Annotated in this window: 22 protein-coding genes, 1 pseudogene and 1 other annotated feature (1 of these 24 only partly in view); of the genes and pseudogenes, 10 read left to right on the top strand and 13 right to left on the bottom strand. The window is 37.0% G+C overall.

Annotation, left to right across the window (positions count from 1 at the left end):
- Positions 1-2: 2 nt before the first annotated feature.
- The gene (locus ACFSFY_RS03820) at positions 3-449 is read left to right on the top strand and encodes a hypothetical protein (RefSeq protein WP_381535841.1); all 447 of its coding nucleotides are present in this window, start codon (positions 3-5) and stop codon (positions 447-449) included.
- 51 nt (positions 450-500) lie between these two features.
- On the opposite strand, the gene trhO is transcribed toward ACFSFY_RS03820, so the two are convergent.
- Entirely contained in the window at positions 501-1,478 is a 978-nt protein-coding gene (trhO, locus tag ACFSFY_RS03815) for an oxygen-dependent tRNA uridine(34) hydroxylase TrhO (protein WP_381535840.1), read from the bottom strand.
- Between the two features lie 389 nt (positions 1,479-1,867).
- Between trhO and ACFSFY_RS03810 the strand changes: the two genes are divergently transcribed.
- The 6 genes and pseudogenes from ACFSFY_RS03810 (at position 1,868) to ACFSFY_RS03785 (ending at position 6,887) form a co-directional block, all read left to right on the top strand.
- Positions 1,868-3,358, top strand: a complete 1,491-nt coding sequence (locus ACFSFY_RS03810; protein ID WP_381535839.1) for a polysaccharide deacetylase family protein — start codon at positions 1,868-1,870, stop codon at positions 3,356-3,358.
- Positions 3,359-3,579: 221 nt separating this feature from the next.
- A pseudogene (locus ACFSFY_RS03805) lies at positions 3,580-3,645 on the top strand (GntR family transcriptional regulator); the annotation flags it as partial.
- 9 nt (positions 3,646-3,654) lie between these two features.
- On the top strand, positions 3,655-3,858 hold the full coding sequence (locus ACFSFY_RS03800) for a hypothetical protein (protein ID WP_381536050.1): 204 nt from the start codon (positions 3,655-3,657) through the stop codon (positions 3,856-3,858).
- The gene (locus ACFSFY_RS03795) at positions 3,855-4,961 is read left to right on the top strand and encodes a DUF1648 domain-containing protein (protein ID WP_381535838.1); all 1,107 of its coding nucleotides are present in this window, start codon (positions 3,855-3,857) and stop codon (positions 4,959-4,961) included. Before ACFSFY_RS03800 ends, ACFSFY_RS03795 begins: the two co-directional genes overlap by 4 nt.
- Before the next feature lie 296 nt (positions 4,962-5,257).
- On the top strand, positions 5,258-5,809 hold the full coding sequence (locus ACFSFY_RS03790; protein ID WP_381535837.1) for a hypothetical protein: 552 nt from the start codon (positions 5,258-5,260) through the stop codon (positions 5,807-5,809).
- Between the two features lie 391 nt (positions 5,810-6,200).
- A complete protein-coding gene (locus ACFSFY_RS03785) occupies positions 6,201-6,887 on the top strand; it encodes a hypothetical protein (protein ID WP_381535836.1) in 687 nt (228 codons plus the stop codon).
- A gap of 158 nt (positions 6,888-7,045) precedes the next feature.
- Here the strand turns inward: ACFSFY_RS03785 and ACFSFY_RS03780 are convergent, their stop codons facing one another.
- The 3 genes from ACFSFY_RS03780 to ACFSFY_RS03770 all read right to left on the bottom strand — a co-directional run bounded on the left by ACFSFY_RS03780 (position 7,046) and on the right by ACFSFY_RS03770 (position 8,913).
- On the bottom strand, positions 7,046-7,195 hold the full coding sequence (locus ACFSFY_RS03780; protein ID WP_381535835.1) for a hypothetical protein: 150 nt from the start codon (positions 7,193-7,195) through the stop codon (positions 7,046-7,048).
- Positions 7,182-7,754, bottom strand: a complete 573-nt coding sequence (locus ACFSFY_RS03775; protein ID WP_381535834.1) for a GNAT family N-acetyltransferase — start codon at positions 7,752-7,754, stop codon at positions 7,182-7,184. Before ACFSFY_RS03775 ends, ACFSFY_RS03780 begins: the two co-directional genes overlap by 14 nt.
- A gap of 175 nt (positions 7,755-7,929) precedes the next feature.
- Positions 7,930-8,913, bottom strand: a complete 984-nt coding sequence (locus ACFSFY_RS03770; RefSeq protein ID WP_381535833.1) for an NAD(P)/FAD-dependent oxidoreductase — start codon at positions 8,911-8,913, stop codon at positions 7,930-7,932.
- A 216-nt stretch (positions 8,914-9,129) separates the two neighbouring features.
- Between ACFSFY_RS03770 and ACFSFY_RS03765 the strand changes: the two genes are divergently transcribed.
- Positions 9,130-10,818: a methyl-accepting chemotaxis protein gene (locus ACFSFY_RS03765; RefSeq protein ID WP_381535832.1), complete on the top strand. Its 1,689-nt coding sequence runs from the start codon at positions 9,130-9,132 to the stop codon at positions 10,816-10,818.
- A 52-nt stretch (positions 10,819-10,870) separates the two neighbouring features.
- Here the strand turns inward: ACFSFY_RS03765 and ACFSFY_RS03760 are convergent, their stop codons facing one another.
- Positions 10,871-11,152, bottom strand: a complete 282-nt coding sequence (locus ACFSFY_RS03760) for a DUF6509 family protein (RefSeq protein WP_381535831.1) — start codon at positions 11,150-11,152, stop codon at positions 10,871-10,873.
- Positions 11,153-11,397: 245 nt separating this feature from the next.
- Between ACFSFY_RS03760 and ACFSFY_RS03755 the strand changes: the two genes are divergently transcribed.
- Positions 11,398-13,095 (top strand): M3 family oligoendopeptidase, encoded by a 1,698-nt coding sequence (locus ACFSFY_RS03755; RefSeq protein ID WP_381535830.1) that lies wholly within the window; start codon positions 11,398-11,400, stop codon positions 13,093-13,095.
- A 97-nt stretch (positions 13,096-13,192) separates the two neighbouring features.
- Here the strand turns inward: ACFSFY_RS03755 and ACFSFY_RS03750 are convergent, their stop codons facing one another.
- The 3 genes from ACFSFY_RS03750 to ACFSFY_RS03740 form a co-directional block, all read right to left on the bottom strand.
- Complete coding sequence (locus ACFSFY_RS03750; protein ID WP_381535829.1) at positions 13,193-14,872, bottom strand: formate--tetrahydrofolate ligase; 1,680 nt, start codon at positions 14,870-14,872, stop codon at positions 13,193-13,195.
- 135 nt (positions 14,873-15,007) lie between these two features.
- Complete coding sequence (locus tag ACFSFY_RS03745; protein ID WP_381535828.1) at positions 15,008-15,991, bottom strand: zinc-binding dehydrogenase; 984 nt, start codon at positions 15,989-15,991, stop codon at positions 15,008-15,010.
- Positions 15,992-16,053: 62 nt separating this feature from the next.
- The gene (locus ACFSFY_RS03740) at positions 16,054-16,536 is read right to left on the bottom strand and encodes a dUTP diphosphatase (protein WP_381535827.1); all 483 of its coding nucleotides are present in this window, start codon (positions 16,534-16,536) and stop codon (positions 16,054-16,056) included.
- 95 nt (positions 16,537-16,631) lie between these two features.
- Between ACFSFY_RS03740 and ACFSFY_RS03735 the strand changes: the two genes are divergently transcribed.
- Positions 16,632-17,018, top strand: a complete 387-nt coding sequence (locus ACFSFY_RS03735; protein ID WP_381535826.1) for a sigma-w pathway protein ysdB — start codon at positions 16,632-16,634, stop codon at positions 17,016-17,018.
- A 52-nt stretch (positions 17,019-17,070) separates the two neighbouring features.
- Here the strand turns inward: ACFSFY_RS03735 and ACFSFY_RS03730 are convergent, their stop codons facing one another.
- From ACFSFY_RS03730 to thrS, 5 genes are all read right to left on the bottom strand, one after another.
- Positions 17,071-17,361, bottom strand: coding sequence for a DUF1294 domain-containing protein (locus ACFSFY_RS03730; protein WP_381535825.1), 291 nt, complete (start codon positions 17,359-17,361; stop codon positions 17,071-17,073).
- A 136-nt stretch (positions 17,362-17,497) separates the two neighbouring features.
- A complete protein-coding gene (rplT, locus tag ACFSFY_RS03725; RefSeq protein WP_381535824.1) occupies positions 17,498-17,857 on the bottom strand; it encodes a 50S ribosomal protein L20 in 360 nt (119 codons plus the stop codon).
- A gap of 36 nt (positions 17,858-17,893) precedes the next feature.
- A complete protein-coding gene (gene rpmI, locus ACFSFY_RS03720; protein WP_381535823.1) occupies positions 17,894-18,094 on the bottom strand; it encodes a 50S ribosomal protein L35 in 201 nt (66 codons plus the stop codon).
- Between the two features lie 27 nt (positions 18,095-18,121).
- Positions 18,122-18,628, bottom strand: coding sequence for a translation initiation factor IF-3 (infC, locus tag ACFSFY_RS03715; RefSeq protein ID WP_381536042.1), 507 nt, complete (start codon positions 18,626-18,628; stop codon positions 18,122-18,124).
- 303 nt (positions 18,629-18,931) lie between these two features.
- On the bottom strand, positions 18,932-20,869 hold the full coding sequence (gene thrS, locus ACFSFY_RS03710; protein ID WP_381535822.1) for a threonine--tRNA ligase: 1,938 nt from the start codon (positions 20,867-20,869) through the stop codon (positions 18,932-18,934).
- Positions 20,870-20,919: 50 nt separating this feature from the next.
- Positions 20,920-21,052, bottom strand: a binding site (T-box leader) (it continues 105 nt past the right edge of the window).

The following is a 21,052-nucleotide window of genomic DNA, read 5'->3' as shown; positions in this document are numbered from 1 at the left end:
GTATGAAGAGTTTAACAATTTCAATTTCCACAAGAATATTCACATTACTTATGCTCGGCTTTTACATACTTTCTATTAATGATTTGCAATTTTTAAGTGGAATACGACCTTTCTTTATAGGTGGTTTTTTCATTGCTCTTCTATTGGATTGGCGCCAGCAACATATCTACAAAAAGAATCATCTTACTGGCCGGCTTACGTATCAAGAACGCGTTTTACCTGAATTCAACTCCAATGACGAACGAGAATCTGAATTAACCGGTAAAGCAGCTAAGAACGCATTTTCAATCATCATTCTCCTAATGCCAATAACCCTTGTCCTACTCGGCTTTATGATGATTTTCAATTCTCCGCATCTTTTCATGTATACTTATTTATTCTTTATAGCAATACCGATTATAGGATTACTCACATATTATTTTTCATATCGATATCATTTTCATAAATAAAAACTTCGTCTAGACGGGTCGATTAACCGTCCAAACGAAGTTTTTATTTGTTCATTGACTAACATACGTTTCATTTCTAAATTTTTCTATCGCTGCCATACGCTCATCATATTGTTCAACAGTCATCTCGTGTTCGATGAAGTACCGATTTCGAGGGTGTACACGACATTCATCCGTACAACTTCTCATATAGAAATGCTCATTTTCTTCCGAGCAAATAATTTGAGCATTACAAATCGGGTTTGCACAGTTAACATAACGTTCACATGGCTCACCATCAAAATGGTCTCGGCCAACAATGACATGTTCCGTTTGATTGACAGGAACGACCAGTCGCTCATCGAACACATAACATTGTCCATCCCACAGCTGACCTTGCGCAACTGGGTCTTTACCATACGAAACAATTCCTCCGTGCAATTGTCCAACGTCTTCAAAACCCTCACGAACAAGCCAACCGGAAAATTTCTCACAACGAATTCCACCAGTACAATACGTCAAAATCTTTTTACCTTCAAATTGTTCTTTATTCTCACGAATCCATTCCGGTAATTCACGGAAGTTTGCGATATCTGGGCGGATTGCTCCCCGGAAGTGGCCTACGTCAAATTCATAATCATTTCGTGCATCAATAACAACTGTATCCTCGTCTTGCATCTCTTTTAGAAATTCTTCCGGACTCAAATAGTTCCCTGTTAATTCGTTTGGATTAATATCATCTTCTAGACTTAAATTGACAATTTGATCGCGCACTCGAACATGCATCTTTTTAAAAACATGCCCCTCTGATTCGTCAATTTTAAAAACAATGTCGGAAAAACGCTCATCCGATCTTAACATCGCCTCGTATGCATCTGTTTGCTCAATTGTTCCTGAACACGTCCCGTTAATTCCTTCTTCACCTACGAAGATTCGTCCTTTTAAACCAATCTCCTTACACCGTTTCAAATGCTCTGCTACAAATGCTTCCGGATTCTTCACCGGTACGTATTTGTAAAACAGAAGAATTCTGTATGTTTCTTTTTCCATTTTTCATTCCACCTTAATTATTATCTTATATTTACCATTTATAAAGCCGTTATTTATAAATAATCCATAAACGAAGACGCACAAAAACGTACCCGCAAATGTAAAATTCGAGATGAACACATTATATCACAAAAATCTGGATAGAAAAAGAAGAATAACTTCCGAATCCAATGCCCTCGTAATAGATATAAATTAATTAATTACGCCTCTAGTCCTGTATCACACCATCACCATGACGCCTTTTGAATCATTGGTAAACTATATATCTTACTGTATACTTATATATGATAATTTATTAGTAATTACGACATAAAACATTTGATTCTTTGAAACTTTTTTCGACATTTATCCGTCTAATATTTTATAACATACAAAGGGGACACTAGTTTATGAAAATTACAGAAAGGAAACGTCATTCGCCTTGGATTGATGTTACTTTTACCGTCATAGTTATCACTTTAACACTCATTGCTGGTTTTTTAACATTTATTACTATAAAAAGCAACACCATTAATGAAACCAACGTTAATTCTTCACCTTCGTTACCACCAACTAAAATTGAAACAATTCAATCCAATTATCCGGGTTTTAAAATCGTTACAGAAACATCTAATGATACATATACTCCATTCGCAATACAATATCCCCAAAGTATACATAGCATCTTTAATGACAATGTTAAAACTTACGTTAAAAATGCAAAACAAAACTACTTAAATACAATGCAAAATAACAAGCTTTTAGGTTTACAGTCAGCCGGTGAATTAAATATATCCTTCGAGACTTTTCCTCAGCACTCGGGAAGTTATTCATTCGTAATGGTTGTGGCAAATAACTATGGCTCAGTCAAGGGTACAACAGAAATTCGTTCCTTTCATCTAAATCCTATATCTGGAGAAGCTATTGAAATTCAAGATGTCTTTTATCATGATCAAAAACGACTCGAATTGGTTTCCGAATTGGTCCGTCCTCTTTTATTAAATGACCCTGCGCTTAAAAACGCTTTATTTCCAGAAGAAGTAACTATCAATACTGAACCCATTTGGGAAAATTTTAATAACTTTGCAATTACGGATGAGGAAATCATCTTTTACTTTCCTGAATTAAAATTAGCTCCACAATCCGCAGGTATACCCATTACTGCTGTCCCTTTACGTGAACTTGATAAAGTACTTGCAAACTCTTATAGAGATTTAGATATTATCAATTCTCCTATCTCGAATGAAACGGACTCACAACCTATCAAAGATAACAAGATTACTAAATCTCCTTTAGCAAATAACGATGCGAATGAATCTGTAGAAAACAGTGATAAATCTACAGACACCGGAGTTAAGCAAGTAGCTTTAACTTTTGATGATGGACCTGATCCAAAGGTGACTACTCAGATTCTAGAGACTCTAGATAAATATAAAGCGAAAGCAACATTTTTCATGCTCGGAAGTCGTGTTGAGTATTATCCTGAAATTGCAAAAAAAGTGACAGATGCTGGACATGAACTTGGTAACCATACTTGGAATCACCCTGATTTAACCAAATCTAGCATTCAAAAAGTACAGTCTGAAATTAATAGAACATCTTCAATCATCGAATCTGTAACTGGTGTTAAAGCCACTGCCTTCCGTCCACCTTATGGAGCTGTAAATAAAACAGTGCGGGCACAAACCGCTTTACCAGTATACTTATGGGATGTTGACACACTGGATTGGAAACATAGAAATGCAAATCAGCTCCTTGCTTCTGTTCAAAACAAGACGAAAAATGGCAGTATTATTTTAATGCACGATATTCACCAATCTACAGCTGATGGACTTGATGCAGTATTATCCTACCTACAAAGTGAAGGATTCGAATTTGTTAGCGTTTCTGAATTAAACTAAAGTACTTTGACTGTACACTCTAATTTCCGACCTAAAAAGGTCAGGAAATTAGAGTTTTTTTATAGAATTCACAGTTCACAACTGTTATACTTATTATAGAACAAAGAGGAGGTATTCATATATTTATTCATATTGAAGCGGATTCTGAAATCCCTATTTATATACAATTATCAAATGAACTTATAAAAGGGATCGCCAAGGGCTCAATAAAACCTCATGATGTGCTCCCATCTGTTCGTTCACTTGCAGCAGACCTTAGTGTAAATATGCATACCGTAAATAAGGCGTATCATGAATTGGAAAGGAAAGGAATAATCCGCATCATACCGAAGTCAGGTGCTGTTGTGAATATTCCTTTTGTGGATGATGCAATACAAAAACGCATTGCGGGAGATTTAGGGCCAATAATAAATGAAGCTATTGCCATCGGTCTTACGGAAAATGAAACATTGGCTATTGTAAGAAATCTCATTTCACAAGTAAAGGAGGAAGAACAATGAGCTTGACAGTTATGCTCTTCATTTTACTCTTTATCACCATTCTTCAATCAGCAATTCCTTATTTGATAAAACGAACGCTCGTCTTTGGAGTTACAATCCCTGTAAGTAATAAGGATGACAGCAAACTAGCATCCTATAAACGAATTTATTCATTAATTATAGCCAGCATGGGGATTCTATCTATTTTAGTTTTTACAATATGGGCACTTTCCCAAAACTTAGTTGAGGAAAAAATTGTTTTTACTGGCGTCGTACTTCAATTCGCCATCCTATTTGTAGGTATGTCCTTATATTTTCTATTTCACGCAAAGACTTTACGCCTCAAACGCGATAACAATTGGGGTTCCGATTTAAAACAAATACGTGTAACCGACATCGCAATTCGATCAGCTGATGAAATGCTGCCGTGGACAATATATATACTTCCTATGCTCGTCACCTTGGGATTGGTAATTTATACTGCAACCCAGTATGCAAATCTACCCGAACTGATTCCAACACATTGGGGAATTGACGGTACAGCCGATGCCTTTAGTAAAAAAACTCCTTTTTCCGCTGTTGCTCTTTTACTTATTCTACTTGTCATGCAAGGTATGATGCTCGGAGTTAATGAGCTTACGAAAAAATCAGGAATTAAAATCAACGCAACTTCAAAAAAACGGTCTAGAGTTCAACAATTATCGTTTAGAAAATATACAAGTTGGTTTTTATTTACTACCACACTTCTAACAACAATTCTATTTAGTTTCTTACAACTGAATACTATTCATAGTAATCTCGGAAGTCCGACGATGTTACTGGCACTCCCCCTCGTTTTTCTTTTAATCATTTTTATTATTACAGCACTTTATGCTTTTAAAGTTGGTCAAAGTGGGTCTCGTATTTCTGTGGATATAGAAGACGAAAAAGTAGAGGGTATTACCGATTATGATGATGACCAATTTTGGAAAGCCGGTATCTTTTATTTCAATAAAGACGACCCTTCTGTTTTTGTAGAAAAGCGATTCGGCGTTGGTTGGACCTTGAATTTCGGACACCCTGTTGGTTATCTTGTTCTGTTTGGCCCTATAGTTCTCATCCTCGCCATAACTTTTTTGATTTAAAAAATGCAACTCTATTCACAGATAATCCGTTCAGTTCGCCCATGCAAAGCACCAAATAATTCAAAAAACAGACCATTAATTCATCTATGAATTAATGGTCTGTTAAATGCTATTAAATCATCGTTACAATACAAATCAAGAAGCAGCCATTGAAATATTAAGAAGAAATCTATCCCCACAACACTTGATTCTCTAAACCGTTGGGTGCACGAACATCGTTTTTTATTTTTAATACACTGAAACTAATTTTCTCGCAAAACGAACTAATAATAAATCGAATGAAAAGAGGAATTCTTATGAAAAAGAAAGTACGTATAATTCCATTCTTGCTTCTGGTTCTTCTAGTCGTGTATTTTAAACCAATCCCTGCAGAGGCTTGTTCCTGTGTGATGCCCCCATCTGCAGACGTAGCCCTATCCGAAGCGACTGCTGTTTTTAGTGGAGAAGTTGTTGAAGTTAAAAAAAATAAAAAGGATAACGGAAAAACAGTTTATTTTAAAGTACGAGAGGTTTGGAAAGGGATTGACAGCACCACTATTTCAGTTTTTACCGGCAATGATTCAGCGTCATGTGGTATCGACTTTGCAGTTGGGAAGGAGTATTTAGTATACGCTCACACATTGGATTCAAATGGAGAGAGTATATTATCTACTACACTGTGCGACAGAACGGCAGAACTAGCAAATGCTGCTGAAGATCTTACAATAATTGGTGAAGGTCAAATTCCAGTACAAACTGAAGAAACTCCCGAGTCACAAAACAACCTGTATTACGTATACGCAGTAATACTGGTTGTAGTTGTAGGATTGGTTGGATTATTCATTTGGAAACGTTCTAAGAAGAGTTAAGTAGGAATAAAAAAATATTTGTAGTGCAAATTGAATGTCTAACACGCTAATTTTCGTTCCAAACGGATGCATTCTGCTTGCGAAAAATAAAAACAATTCTTCGTTGGACCAGCGGTGAACCAAATCTAAGAACAAAGATGTGCCCCTAACGCTTCTCTTTTACTTGCAAAAGCGAAGCGTTAGTTGGTCCACCCGTCCCCGGGACGAATTGAAGTTCAGTAGTAAATGAATAAAGACATGGTATTGGTATTGGTATTGACTCTGAAAATAATTATCACAAGGTTCTTACAGTTATTAGTTCACAAAGAAATTGAACTAAAGTTTACATTGATCGCCAGGATGATATGAAAGTTGTAGATATTTAATGCTCATACTAAGGAGGGTTTTGGCGATGATAAATAAAAGTAAATTAGTTCCCATTCTAATTGCCTGTGTGGTATTAGCTATTGCACTGATTTTTCTTTCTAAATCAATTTTTAAAACGGAAGAAGTTACTACATCAGCTGAACCAATAATTTATGAGGTTAAATTTTCTCCTGATTATGAAGTAAATGGAGATGTTGAAGGCATTGTGGCTAACTCTGATTATATTGTTAAAGGACATTACGAGAAATTTGTAGAGGACTGGAACATGGGAGAAAATTATTTAAGCAAAATTTATACTTTTATTGTAGATGAAGAATTGGCAGGCGAAACTGGTAAAACGATTGAAGTAGCAATTCCGCACACTGTTTATCTAGAGTCTAATAACGCTGGAGAACATGTAGAAGCTGAATTAAATCTTCCTAACTATAATAAACCTGATTTAAATAAAGAATATGTTCTATTTTTAAAGAAATTACAAACTAAAGATGCTTATGGACCTGCATCTGTACCTTTCCAGGTCGAAATTGGTTCAGATAATATAGTTAAACTTTTAACGAATACAGAAAATACGGAATCCAAAAAGGTAACAAGGTCAAAAAGTGTTGTTCATTTTATATCTGAGCGTATTGATTTAAGCAAAATTGATAAAATTTCAGAAAAAAACAAAGATGAATTGTTCAATGAAATTCGTAAGGAATTAGAAGTAAAATAAGGGAATATCTATCTAAAAAAATTTTTAATCAAATAACTTATTAAAAACCTAGTTAGCCAATTATGTGCAATCTAGGTTTTTCTAATTCACATAAATCACCTTCACGGTAGTTATCAATGAAAGACAACCCCTTGTGAACTCTTAATCCTTCCAACGCCCTAAGTATTTCCATGAAATTGTTCACTCGTATTTGGATTTCCACTTCCTTCAATTGTGAAGAACTTCATTTTTGGAACCTCAACTTTAGTTGGTTCTTTTTTCGGCAAATATAATTCCTTCAACTCTTTTCTCCATTCAAATTTTTTCATAACTTTTTTCCATTCTATTTAGCCAATTCGTTCTTGTTAAATTCATGTTAAGAGAGTCAATCCATTTATCGTCGAATTCTAGATTGTTTTCATCAATACTATAGGCTACAAAGCCAACCTTTTCATATACATACTTTGCCCTTGGATTGAAATCAAAAACACTTAAAGTTAGTTGGCTCAGCGAAGTATTCTTAAATACATAATCAATTATAAGTTCAGTTGCTTCCGTTCCAAACCCTTGATCCCTTCCCCTCGGTCCAATAAGAATTCTAAAATTCATACTCTGATTTTTTTCATCAAATAAATTGACCACCACTTCTCCTACTAATAAGTCTGTAGATTGGTCGACAATCGCAAGATCCAAGCGATCTGTTTGTGCATTTCTTGTACTATACCAATAAAGAAATAATTCTCTATCAAAATCTGAACTGCTTCCTGTCAATTTTAATACTTCAGGGTCCTTTAAGCATTCCTCTATAAAAGGAAAGTCTTCATCCTTAAAGGGTCTAAGATTAACTTTCTTCCCTATAATTAGTGGTTTATAAGCTAGATTTACCAATCCATTCACGCTCCTTTAATTTTTATTTAACTTTTCGTGCGCAATTTTGCCACTTCTATCCATCCGTGACATTGGAAAGAATCTTATATATACGAAAAGGCATCGCAAAATGCGATGCCTTTAGATGTTCTAATTAGATGTTGATTGACTAGAAGTTATTTCTTTTTCAATTTGCTTATGCAAATATACTCGTACTGTGAAGTGGTTGCAGTCTTGCTTTTGGATCTACATATGCCTTCGCGTGATTGACAGCAATTGGAGCTTCTCCGAGTCCAACAGCGATTAATTTAACTTTTCCATCATAAGAAGTCACATCGCCTGCAGCATAAATACCTTCAATATTCGTTTCCATACGAGAATTTACAATGATTGAGTTGCGGTCCATTTCAAGACCCCAGTCTTTTAGTGGCCCAAGTGAAGAAATGTTTCCGTAATTTACGATAAGATGATCCACTGGAAGATGTTCTTCCGTACCGTCTTTCTCAGCAATAATAAGGCCGCTAATCGTTCCGTCTTCACCAACAATCGATTTTACAGCACGCGATGTTTTGACGTTCACTTTAGACTCCATTAGTTGATTAACGCTTGTCTCATGTGCTGTAAAACGCTCACGACGATGTACAAGTGTTACAGATGACGCTAGACCTTCTAACATGAGTGCCCAGTCAACAGCAGAATCACCACCACCACATATTAGAACTTCCTTATCTTTAAACACCAATAAATCCTTGATTGCATAATGGAGTGTTTTTTCTTCGAAATGCACTTCTTCTGGTAATCCTATTTTACGTGGACGGAATGCACCAATCCCCGCTGTTAATAAAATCGTTCTTGTTAAATGAACGCCTTTGTCTGTTTTTAAAATGAAGTGATCGCCATCGCGAGTTGCAGATAAGGCTGTTTCACTAAGTAAAATTTCAGGTTTTGAATAATTAGCTTGTTCAACTAAATTGTCAACAAAATCTTGAGCAAGAATCTTTGGAAAACCACCAACGTCATAAATATATTTATCTGGATAAAGCTCTACAAGCTGTCCACCCAGTTGCGGTAGACTGTCGATTATCTTGACCGACATTTCTCTCATACCTGCATAAAACGAAGCAAACAAGCCCGTTGGTCCTCCACCTATAATTGTAATATCTACTATTTCGTTATTCATTCTATAAACACCCCAATGTAATTAATTTGTTTCTTATGTATTCTCAAAGTGCAGAATATCCATCTCCTCTATTATCTTACATCAAAAGTGAAAAAACACATAATATGATTCATTTTATTTAAATCGAATATAAATGTAAAAAGTAAGTAGTATTATCCTCACAATGAAGTATACTAGTATTTTATGACCATTCTGAATTAAAAGGGGATTTTGATTTTGAAATTATCGATTCGAAAAAAGATGTGGTTTGGTTTTTCTATTTTACTTATTTTAATGATTTTAATTGGTGGAACTTCCTACTTTTCCACTAAATTGATCATCGATGAATATGAACATCTCATTGATGATCGAGTACATAATATAAATATAGTGGATGATCTTATTAGCTCGCAAAAAGACAGCTTCATAGCAATAAATGGATACATCGTATATAAAAACCTTCATTACATGGAATCATGGGATGCCGCTGTTGAGCAGTCTGGGGAATTGCTTAATGAACTTGAAGGAAGTTTAAATAATGAGAAAGACATTGCTCTTCTTGATGTCATTAAAGAAACAAGACTTCTTTACAATGAAAAAGTGGAAGAGACTGCAGAGATGATAATGCGTGGATCGGATAGACAAGTGAGAGAATTAGGCCTTGATGCAGCTGGTAATAATACTTGGTTAATGGAGAATGCGCAAGAGCTGAAACACTTACAACAACTCGGAATGGCGGAAACACAAAGTAATCTCCGTAATCTCGTTCAAAAAGCGAACATTATTTCCTTTTCATTACTAGGACTTGGCTTATTGCTCAGTATAATCGTAGCAACAGTCATCAGTCGTGGAATTGCAAAACCTGTAGCTATAATGACGCAAGCAATTGAAAAAATTGCTGCCGGTGACTTGACCGCTCAACATGTAGTTATAAAAAATCGAGATGAAATTGGAGACATGGCTTCTTCATTTAATCGAATGACTGATGACTTAAAAAACTTATTAGGTCGAATTCGATTGTCCTCTCAGCAACTTGCTTCACAAGCAGAAGAATTATCCGCTAGTTCTGAGGAAAGTCTTGCTTCAGCGGAGCTTGTTGCTGGGGCTGCAGAAGAGAATATGCGTGGAAGTGAACAGCAAACAACAATTGTGGGTGAAACCGCACATTCAATGCATTCACTTCAAAATGGGGTCAGCGAGATTGCAATGAGCAATGCTGAAATGCTTGAGTCTTCAAATAAAGTCTCCTTACTTGTAACAGATGGTTCAAAAATTGTTTCAGAAGTATCCAATCAAATGAATACAATTCATTTATCAATCGACCATTCTGCAGAAATCATTCGTCAAATGGCTGAGCAGTCTATTGAAATTCAAAAAGTAACATCTATTATTACAGAAATTTCTGAGCAAACAAATTTACTCGCTCTAAATGCAGCAATTGAAGCAGCACGCGCTGGTGAACACGGTAAAGGCTTTGCAGTCGTTGCCGAGGAAGTTCGACGGCTCGCAGAACAATCCAAAACATCCGCTTTTGAAATTGAACAAATGATGAATACCATTCAAGAAGAAACAGAAAAAGCAGTTCAATCGATAAATGAAGGAAGTAAAAGCGTCGATATAGGACTTTCTTCTACAGCAAATTCTATGAATATTTTTAACGATATCGAGTTAGCTGTCGGAGAAGTAAACGTAAAGGTAAACACAGTTACAAAGGCAATCGAACACATTCAAACAATTTCTCAAGATATTACCGAGGGATCGGTTGAAATTAGAAAAATTGCTGAAATGACAGCCGCAACTGCACAGGAGACAAGTGCGGCAACAGAACAACAACTTGCCGTTAATGAGGAGATCTCCTCTAGCTCTCAAGAACTTGCAAATGTTGCAGAAGAACTGCAAAAGGAAGTAAATCGGTTCAGTATTTAAAGAACATTTTAATAAAACAAAGCCTGTACACGACTAGTGTACAGGCTTTGTTTTATTCTAAATGAGTTTTACAAAACTCTAGTATCTCAGCTTCTTCATCGTCCTCTAGTTCAAAATCCAATACTTTCCCACTAGATCGCTCAAAGAAATTATACGTTGCGATACGTCCTACTTCATTATCAACAGCATAAATAACACGAATACCCGTTCCGCCTTCTGAGTACAGCTCATCGTCTTCATCAAATTTAACATATAGTTGAAATTCAAAACGTTCCCCCGACAAGATTCCAGTTGGATCGCTCATTTTCTTTAGATCATATTCATTTAATTCCATAAAATCATCCACCTTTCAAAAACATGTAATTTCATTTACCCTAAAATAAGTATACCTTATAAAAGCCAAGCATCACTTATAGTAGAGTTCCATCTTATAACACTCTACAACAAAATGGGACTCTACGCACCCCTTGAAGACTATTTTGAAGAAATCTTCGGCATTCTTAGTATTGCTTTTCTGTATGTAGTAGTAAATAATGGGAAGCGTAGATACAATTACAAACGCTATGAGGAGGAATCCAATTGGTTACATTTAACGATTATAAATATGAAAGACCCCTAATAAGTAAGCTGAAAAAAGAATATGAAATTCTGCTTAAAAACTTTACTTCCTCTCGTACTTATGAAGAACAAAGTACAGTTATTAATAAAATAAATGCCATTAGCAGTGATTATTCGACTCAATCCAATCTTGCATATATCCGTTCATCGATTGATACGAACGATGATTTTTATCAAAAAGAGCGTGATTACTTTGATGAAATCGGCCCTGAATATCAAGATTTGGAAACTGCTTATTATAAAGAACTTGTAGCAACTCCTTTTCGAAAGGAGCTTGAGGAGAAATGGGGATCTCAGTTATTTGCCCTGGCTGATAATTCTATTAAATCCTTTTCAGCAGAAATCATTCCATTACTACAAAGAGAAAATAAGTTGTCTTCAGACTACTCAAAACTTGTTGCCTCCGCACAAATTGATTTTGATGGACAAAGTAGAACTCTTGCCCAGATGGGTCCTTACGCAGAATCTACGGACCGGGAAGTCCGAAAAGCAGCTTCAAACGCTGTGGTAAACTTCTATTCTAAAAACGGAATTCAATTTGATGAAATCTACGACAAACTTGTAAAGTTGCGTCATGAAATTGCAACAACACTTGGTTATGAAAACTTTGTCGAACTTGGTTATATTCGAATGAATCGAATCGATTACAATGCCGCAATGGTAAAAAAGTTTAGGGATCAAGTTCGGGATTCTATCGTCCCTCTTGCAAACGAGCTGTATAAACGTCAGGCAGCACGTATCGGGGTCGATACCCTAAAGTTTTATGACCAGTCTCTAAAATTCCTTACAGGCAATGCAACACCTCAAGGGTCGTCAGAATGGATTATCGAAAACGGTAAAACAATGTATAAGGAATTATCTAATGAAACAGATGAGTTTTTCCAATTTATGATTGACCGAAATCTTATGGATGTAGAGGCGAAAAAAGGAAAGGAAGCCGGTGGGTACTGCACATTTATCGATAATTACGACTCGCCTTTCATTTTTTCTAATTTCAATGGTACTTCTGGAGATATAGATGTACTCACTCACGAAGCTGGTCATGCATTCCAAGTATATAGCAGTCGAAAAATTGGAATACCTGAATACATGTGGCCCACAAGTGAAGCTGCAGAAATCCATTCCATGAGCATGGAGTTTTTCACATGGCCTTGGATGGAGTTGTTTTTTAAAGAACAAACCGATAAATACAAGTTCTCACATTTAAGCAACGCACTACTATTCCTGCCATATGGTGTTGCAGTAGATGAGTTTCAGCATATCGTCTATGAAAATCCAGAGATGACTCCTGCGGAGAGGAACGCAGAATGGAAAAAAATCGAGAAAATTTATTTGCCGAATCGCGACTATGACGGTGTAGGATATTTGGAGGCCGGTAGTATTTGGCAAAGACAAATTCATATTTACTCAGACCCATTTTATTATATCGATTATACACTCGCCCAAATTTGTGCATTCCAATTTTGGAAACGATCACAAGAGGACAGTGAAGCTGCATGGAAAGATTATTTACATTTGTGTACATTAGGTGGATCTAAATCTTTTACAAAGCTCGTGGACGAAGCCAATTTAATTTCGCCATTTGAAGACGGTTGTGTTGAATCAGTAATTGGCACAATTGAAAATTGGTTGAATTCGATTGATGATAAAACGTTATAATTAGAAAAACTAAAGAAAACAGAACGCACTAGTAACGTCTAGTACGTTCTGTTTTCTATTATTTACAACTCAATTCAAGTCAATTCATTAACTGTTTTTAAATAAGCCCCATTGCATTTCCGTCTTTATCTACATCCATATTTAGAGCTGCTGGATGTTTCGGCAATCCAGGCATGGTCATAATATCCCCTGTTAAACAAACAAGAAATCCTGCGCCTAGCTTTGGTATTATTTCTCTTACTGTGATTGGAAATCCTTTTGGAGAACCAAGTAATTTTGGATCATCCGAAAATGAATATTGCGTCTTTGCAATGCAGATTGGTAATACATCCCATCCATATCTGTTAATCTCAGCTAGGTCTTTTAGTGCTTTATCTGTATAAATGACCTCATTTGCACCGTATACACGCTCCGCAATTGTTTTCACTTTATTCTCAACTGTGTCGTTGACATTATACAAATGCGCAAAGTTTTTTGTTCGGTTCAGTTGCGAAATGACTTCTTTACCAAGGGCAATACCCCCTTGTCCTCCCTCTTCCCACACATTAGTCAGGGCTACCGCAATGTTGTTTTCTTTACACCACGTAAGAATTACATCCAGTTCAGCTTGTGAATCCGTTACGAAACGATTTAAAGCAACGATTGGTTCTATACCGAATTCTTTAATTATATGGATATGTCTTTCCAGATTTGGAAGTCCAAGTACTAAAGCTTCCGTGTTTTCCTCCGAAAGATTTTCTTTTAGTATGCCACCATTCATCTTGAGTGCACGCACAGTTGTAACGATAACAACGGCGTCAGGAGAAAATCCGCCATGTCTTGCTTTAATATTCATAAATTTTTCTGCACCTAAATCTGATCCAAAACCCGCTTCTGTTACGACGATATCAGCAAGCGAACGTGCAGTATTTGTAGCAATAAGTGAGTTGCAACCATGTGCAATATTTGCAAAAGGACCTCCGTGAATAAGAGCCGGTGTCCCTTCCATCGTCTGAACAAGATTTGGTTTAAACGCTTCTTTTAGAAGTAATGTTAAAGCACCTTGCGCTCCAAGATCACGAACAGTTATTGCTTCTTTGTCATATGTGTAGCCCACCACAATTCTTGCAATTCTTTCTTTCAAATCGTCTAGGTCTGTTGCCAGACAAAAGATTGCCATTATCTCAGAGGCAACCGTTATATCAAAACCGTCTTCACGTGGAACTCCTTGTGCAGGACCTCCAAGACCAATTGTAATATTACGGAGTGCGCGATCATTCATATCGAGTACACGCTTCCATGTGATTCGGCGTGGATCGATTTTCAGATCATTCCCCCGGTGTAAATGATTATCTATAAGTGCACTAAGTGCGTTATTTGCAGTAGTAATGGCGTGTATATCACCATTGAAATGTAAATTAATTTCTTCCATCGGTAGTACTTGTGCATACCCTCCGCCTGTTGCCCCGCCTTTCATTCCCATAACAGGTCCGAGTGAAGGCTCTCTTAAAGCAACAATTGTTTTTTCTCCTAGTCTAGTTAGAGCATCCGAAAGCCCAACCGTTACGGTTGATTTTCCTTCGCCAGCAGGTGTAGGACTAATTGCAGTAACCAGAACGACTTTTCCATTTGTCGCTTTCTTTGGCAACTTAGTCACATCAATCTTCCCTTTGAATCGACCGTATGGTTCAATCGCCTCCTCCGGTATTCCCGCATTTTTTGCTATTTCCCAGATAGGTAACATTTTGGCTTTCGATGCAATTTGTAAATCAGTAAGTGGAACGATTTTTTCCGTCATTTTAATTCCCACCTTCCTTTTTAGTTTAATTATAGCCTAGATTAACTCTTCAGGGTATATAGTTTTCGGCTAACTTTAAACAAAAACAAACGATCTCCCAATAACTAAATGGAAGATCGTCTCTCATTGTTACCGTTATTTACTAATCCAGAGTGCTACTTTACCAAACTGCTTACCTTTTTCAACGTATTCGAAGGCTTCTTTCGCTTCATTTAAAGAAAATACTTTATCAACTACCGGCTGCGTTTCATATTTTTCAATATGGTTAATCATTTCACGCAATTCTTCCCGACTCCCCATTGTTGAACCAATGAGTTGGTGCTGATTATAGAAAAACTCACGTAAATTAAGTTCCACTGTATCTTCAGTCGTTGCACCGAACACAACAATTCGACCGCCTTTTTTCAATATTTCCAAAGAACGATTGAATGTAGCACGACCTATACTATCAATTACCAGATCAATAGTTTCATTTTCCAATTCTTTTTTCCAATCACTACTTGTATCTAATGCAAGATCCGCTCCTAATTCAAGTGCCTGTTTGCGCTTTGTTTCACTGCGCGAGGTTACAATCACACGTGCGCCAATGTTTTTTGCAAACGAAATGAGGTATGTTGCGACACCACTTCCTGCTCCCGGAATGAAAACAGTATCCGATGCAAGCAGTTTTCCCTTTGTAAATAAAGCACGATATCCTGTTAATGCCGATAATGATAAAACAGCAGCAGCTTCCCATGATAAAAATGCGGGCTTCTTTTCAATCTGTTCGTGCGAAATAGAGATTTTCTCTGCAAATGTTCCATTATCCGGCATTCCTAAAATATCAAATCCCGTGGGCGGAGCTTCACTGTTTGAATTCCAACGCAGTGAAGGATTAATAATTACTTCATCACCTATTATAAAGTTCGTAACACCTTCACCAATCGACTCGATAACTCCAGCCCCATCAGAACCCAACACAAGAGGCTCAGATGCACTCCCTCTGCGTGTAGGGATATTTAAATCTCGACGGTTTAATCCCGCCGCACGGAGTGCTACAACCACTTCTCCACTTTTAGCCACCGGATCATTAATTTCACTTACTACTAACTTTCCCGATTTGTGAATAAATGCCTTCATAATCCTCGACCTCCACTCATTCAGTATTTTCTACTATACAAAAAAATCATTTCAGATATATTTTAATAGCCGGTATTTTGCCGATTATAATTCTCTTCGTTTTTTGCTATGTAAGCCTCAATAATGTCTTCATTCGTAAATCCTAGTTTTCCTGCTATTGCGCCGTAGTGAACCCATAAATCTTCATAAGTTTCAATTGTTAGTTTCTCCATAAATGTATTGATTGAAAGTGTTGTTTTCAAAAATAGCTCAGTTAAATCTCCTTCAATCTTCCCTTCTGGCCAACTACTTAATTCAAATCCTTTTTCAATTCCAAGTGATAAGATGAAATGAATCGAGTCTACATACTCCTCTAGAATAACGCTGTTTTCGGAAGGTCCCTTAGTACTCCAAAATTTAAAACATCTCGTTTCATTTGCGAGCTCTGCCAGTTCTACAAATAGCGCAAGTCCTTTTTCTCTGAAAACATCTGTTTTTTCTTTCCTGTTATTACTAATAAATAAATCAAGTCCGTATTGCATTTTGTACAATTGTGTCAGTTGCATAAATACTCCTCCAATAATAATTAATTTAATGAAACCTTTTGTTGATCCATTCGTATAAGAGTTAAACCATACTTTTAAAAAAGGGGGGATCTGTTATGGCGTTTCTTATTTTGATCCGCTTTGTTATCATCGCTTTCATCGTTTATTTGTTTTACCGAGGAATTCGTTATTTAACGGACCCAAAGCGAAAATTGGATGAAGCTTATGAAGAAGAAAGATATTACTTCCACGATGATGTAAAAAATGTCCGTAAGAATTTTTTTATAACATACAAAGGTGCGATGTTTGAAGGCGAAAAGTATTTAGGGACGACCGAGAACTCTTTTGATGTTATAACTATATTTGTTTGGGTGAAAAATGAATCCAAATTACAAGGTTTTACAAAAGACGATTTCAATTTCTTAAAAACTGAAATTCTTACGTATTACCCAATGGCTACGATTAGTTGGAAAAACCCAATTGAACAGCTTATGAAAGACTAATGAAACCATTTTACAAAGTAATTCATTTTGAATTATTTTGTGGAATGGTTTTTTATAGGATTAGAGAACCAGGCATACGCAGTCCTAATAAATATAAAATCAGTACTCCATAGGCAAGCGCAAGAACTAAAAATCCAATTCGAAAAGACGTATGCCTCGTTTTATGTCGAAATGTCTGCATTCCAAAGTACGCGCCAATTCCTCCACCAAGTAATGCAAGCGTCCACAATTTTCTCTCTGGTACACGCCGCCCCTTTTTCTTCGCTTGTTGTTTATCATACCCCATAGTTGCAAAAGACCACAGCGACATCAGTCCAATCCAAATTAAAACTACTGTTTGCATTATCTTACCCCCTACCTATATCTAGTTTGTGGCGACAGGATTGTCGCGAACTTAGACTGCCTTCAGTTTAATATACAAAAAAGCCGCTTTCCGATTGAATGAATTCAAATTCGGAATGCGGCTGTATGTGTAACTCTTATTTTGCAATTGCTTTTTTTGCTGCATCCGCAAGTTGTGTGAACGCTTGCGCGTCCGTAACTGCTAGATCTGCAAGCATTTTACGGTTTACATCAATACCAGCCACTTTTAGACCATGCATGAGTGTGCTGTAAGAAACACCGTTCATACGAGCTGCAGCGTTGATACGTGTAATCCAAAGTCTACGGAATTCCCGTTTTCTTTGACGACGGTCACGATATGCATAGTTATATGATTTCATGACCTGTTGGTTAGCTACTTTGAAAAGTTTATGCTTTGAACCGTAGTAACCTTTTGCTAATTTCAATACTCTATTACGACGCTTGCGCGTCACTGTTCCACCTTTTACGCGTGGCATATTGCATTACCTCCTGCTATTCTATCCGAATTTAGTTTATTTCATATACGTAATCATGAAGCGAATGCGTTTGTAGTCGCCTGAAGAAACAAGTGATGCTTTGCGTAGGTGACGTTTTGCTTTTGTTGATTTGTTTGCAAATAGATGACTTGTGTAAGCACGGCCACGTTTCAATTTACCAGTACCGGTTTTTTTGAATCGTTTTGCTGACCCGCTGTGTGTTTTCATTTTTGGCATATCGGGTTCCTCCTAAATCATTCATTGTTACTGTTTCTCAGTAGTTGGTGCAAGTACTAGAAACATGCTCCGGCCTTCCATTTTCGGCCTTTGCTCGATTGTAGCTAGTTCTTTACATTCTTCTGCAAAACGAAGTAAAACGCGTTGCCCAATTTCTTTATGGGTAATGGCACGTCCTCTAAAGCGAATTGAAGCTTTCACTTTATCACCGTTTTCAAGAAACTTAACCGCATTACGGAGTTTTGTCTGAAAATCATGTTCATCAATAGTTGGACTTAAACGTACTTCTTTGAGTAGAATGATTTTTTGGTTTTTCCGTAATTCACGTTCTTTTTTCTGTTGCTCAAACTTGAATTTCCCATAGTCCATAATACGAGCAACTGGGGGTTTAGCCGTTGGGGCAACAAGGACAAGATCCAAATTTGCTCGAGTTGCTATTTCTAGCGCCTCGGTACGGGTTTTGATTCCGAGCTGTTCACCGTTATGATCAATAATACGGAGCTCGCGGGCACGTATACCCTCGTTTACATACATGTCTTTGCTAATAGTAATCCACCTCCGAATATTTAACTCTCGAATACATGGTTTGGGTACAAAGTCTATAATAGACAATCCCATAGGTCCATCCAATAAAAAGACGGGTAGACAAAAGTTCATTTGTCTACCCGCGTATCTGTACGCGCATCAATATGCACGGCACGATTCACTAATTTACTGACCCGTCAACAACATTCTTGCGTCGACCAGGTGAGAAGCGGGTAGCCTCTGCTTATACCTCAAACTGTATTCATTAACCTTACTTACTTTAACACGGTATGAAGATGTTGTCAAACTTTTTTATTTCATAGTCTCGACTTCATCTTTCATTATAGCAATAAACTCTTCGAATGGCATACTTACGGATTTCTGTTCGCCATATTTTCTCACGTTTACTTCACCTGACTCAATTTCTTTGTCCCCTAATACGAGCATGTAGGGAACCTTTTGCATTTGTGCTTCACGAATTTTATATCCGATTTTTTCTTCTCGCTGATCCAATTCAACCCGGTAACCTGATGCAACAAGCTTCTCACGTACTTCAGTTGCATAATCGAAGTGTGCATCCGGAGAGACTGGGATGACTTGAACTTGAATCGGCGCAAGCCATGTCGGGAAAGCACCTTTATATTCTTCAATAAGAAATGCAACAAAACGTTCCATTGTACCAACAACACCACGGTGAATGACAACTGGACGATGTTGTTTGCCGTCTTCTCCAACATATGTTAAATCAAAACGTTCGGGTAGAAGGAAGTCTAGCTGAACTGTTGAAAGTGTTTCTTCCATACCAATTGCAGTTTTAACTTGAACGTCGAGTTTCGGTCCGTAAAATGCTGCTTCGCCTTCTACTTCAATATAATCCATACCTATTTCATCCATTGCTTCTTTTAGCATAAGTTGTGCACGATCCCACATTGCATCGTCATCAAAGTACTTTTCTTTATCTTCCGGATCACGATAGGAAACGCGGAAAGAGAAATCTTCAATGTTGAAATCTTTATAAACACCTATAATAAGTTCGACTACTTTTTTAAATTCATCTTTAATTTGATCTGGACGAACAAATATATGTGCGTCATTTAAAGTCATGCCTCGAACCCTTTGTAATCCTGACAACGCACCAGACATTTCATATCTGTGCATCGTTCCAAGTTCAGCGATTCGAAGTGGCAAGTTACGATATGAGTGAATGTCATTTTTATAAATCATCATATGATGCGGACAGTTCATTGGGCGAAGGACTAGATCTTCATTGTCCATGCTCATTACAGGGAACATGCCGTCTTGATAGTGTCCCCAGTGGCCACTTGTTTTGTATAATTCTGTACTCCCAAGTACTGGTGTATATACATGGTCATATCCAAGTTTTTCTTCTTTATCAACGATATAACGTTCGATGATGCGACGAATAGTTGCTCCTTTTGGAAGCCACATCGGAAGTCCTTGACCCACTTTTTGTGAATTCATAAATAAATTTAACTCTCTACCGATTTTCCTGTGATCACGTTCTTTTGCTTCTTCTAGCATTTTCAAATGGGCAGCTAATTCGTCTTTTTTGAAGAATGCAGTTCCGTATATACGTTGAAGCATTTTATTGTCTGAATTTCCACGCCAGTATGCTCCCGCAATACTAAGTAATTTAAATTCTTTAAGTTTTGCTGTAGATGAAACATGAACTCCGCGACATAAATCTACAAAATCACCTTGCTCATATATAGTAACTTTTTCATCTTCTGGAATTGCTTCTAAAAGTTCTAGTTTATACTCGTCGCCAATTTCTTTAAATATACGCTCGGCTTCATCTCGTGAAACAACTTTTCTAGTGATTTCAATATTTTCGTTAATGATTTGTTTCATTTCTTTTTCAATTAGAATTAAGTCATCTGAAGTAATCGGCTCAGGTGAATCAATATCGTAATAGAATCCATTTTCAATTACAGGTCCAACTCCGAATTTTGCACCTTTAAACAATCGACTAACCGCTTGTGCAAGTAAATGTGCAGAGCTGTGTCGAAGTATTTCAAGCGCTTCTGCTGAATCCGGTGTAATAATAGCAATTGCACCATCTTGTTCAATTGGAGTTTTAAAATCAATTAACTGATTGTCAAGTTTTCCGGCAAGCGCATTTCTTCTAAGTCCAGGACTAATTGATGCCGCAACTTCTTCCGTTGTAGTACCTTGTGGGAATTCCTTTACAGATCCATCTGGGAATATTAAATTAATCATTTTCGACATGGATAACACTTCCTTTTCATTTTTAAACATACAAAAAAGCCCCATCCCTGGAAAGGGACGAAGCTATAGCTCGCGGTTCCACCCTTGTTCCATCAGTCCAGCACAAATAGCACTCGAATGATGAATCTTTACATCGGCTAACGGGCCGGTACCGTCATCAGCTACTGATTGATTCACTGATGC

It is taken from the genome of Sporosarcina siberiensis (genome assembly GCF_042681925.1).
GTDB lineage: Bacteria > Bacillota > Bacilli > Bacillales_A > Planococcaceae > Sporosarcina > Sporosarcina siberiensis.
Note: the sequence above shows the minus strand (reverse complement) of the source record. Positions and strands in the feature narration are given on the sequence as shown.

Coding starts and splice junctions, on each gene's coding strand:
- ACFSFY_RS03820 (WP_381535841.1), top strand. CDS start 3: ATGAAGAGTTTAACAATTTCAATTTCCACAAGAATATTCACATTACTT.
- ACFSFY_RS03780 (WP_381535835.1), bottom strand. CDS start 7,195: ATGAAAAAATTTGAATGGAGAAAAGAGTTGAAGGAATTATATTTGCCG.
- ACFSFY_RS03770 (WP_381535833.1), bottom strand. CDS start 8,913: ATGAATAACGAAATAGTAGATATTACAATTATAGGTGGAGGACCAACG.
- ACFSFY_RS03790 (WP_381535837.1), top strand. CDS start 5,258: ATGAAAAAGAAAGTACGTATAATTCCATTCTTGCTTCTGGTTCTTCTA.
- ACFSFY_RS03740 (WP_381535827.1), bottom strand. CDS start 16,536: ATGCAACTGACACAATTGTACAAAATGCAATACGGACTTGATTTATTT.
- trhO (WP_381535840.1), bottom strand. CDS start 1,478: ATGGAAAAAGAAACATACAGAATTCTTCTGTTTTACAAATACGTACCG.
- ACFSFY_RS03810 (WP_381535839.1), top strand. CDS start 1,868: ATGAAAATTACAGAAAGGAAACGTCATTCGCCTTGGATTGATGTTACT.
- infC (WP_381536042.1), bottom strand. CDS start 18,628: ATGTATGTAAACGAGGGTATACGTGCCCGCGAGCTCCGTATTATTGAT.
- ACFSFY_RS03795 (WP_381535838.1), top strand. CDS start 3,855: ATGAGCTTGACAGTTATGCTCTTCATTTTACTCTTTATCACCATTCTT.
- ACFSFY_RS03730 (WP_381535825.1), bottom strand. CDS start 17,361: ATGCAAACAGTAGTTTTAATTTGGATTGGACTGATGTCGCTGTGGTCT.
- ACFSFY_RS03785 (WP_381535836.1), top strand. CDS start 6,201: ATGATAAATAAAAGTAAATTAGTTCCCATTCTAATTGCCTGTGTGGTA.
- thrS (WP_381535822.1), bottom strand. CDS start 20,869: ATGTCGAAAATGATTAATTTAATATTCCCAGATGGATCTGTAAAGGAA.
- rpmI (WP_381535823.1), bottom strand. CDS start 18,094: ATGCCAAAAATGAAAACACACAGCGGGTCAGCAAAACGATTCAAAAAA.
- rplT (WP_381535824.1), bottom strand. CDS start 17,857: ATGCCACGCGTAAAAGGTGGAACAGTGACGCGCAAGCGTCGTAATAGA.
- ACFSFY_RS03735 (WP_381535826.1), top strand. CDS start 16,632: ATGGCGTTTCTTATTTTGATCCGCTTTGTTATCATCGCTTTCATCGTT.
- ACFSFY_RS03760 (WP_381535831.1), bottom strand. CDS start 11,152: ATGGAATTAAATGAATATGATCTAAAGAAAATGAGCGATCCAACTGGA.
- ACFSFY_RS03750 (WP_381535829.1), bottom strand. CDS start 14,872: ATGACGGAAAAAATCGTTCCACTTACTGATTTACAAATTGCATCGAAA.
- ACFSFY_RS03745 (WP_381535828.1), bottom strand. CDS start 15,991: ATGAAGGCATTTATTCACAAATCGGGAAAGTTAGTAGTAAGTGAAATT.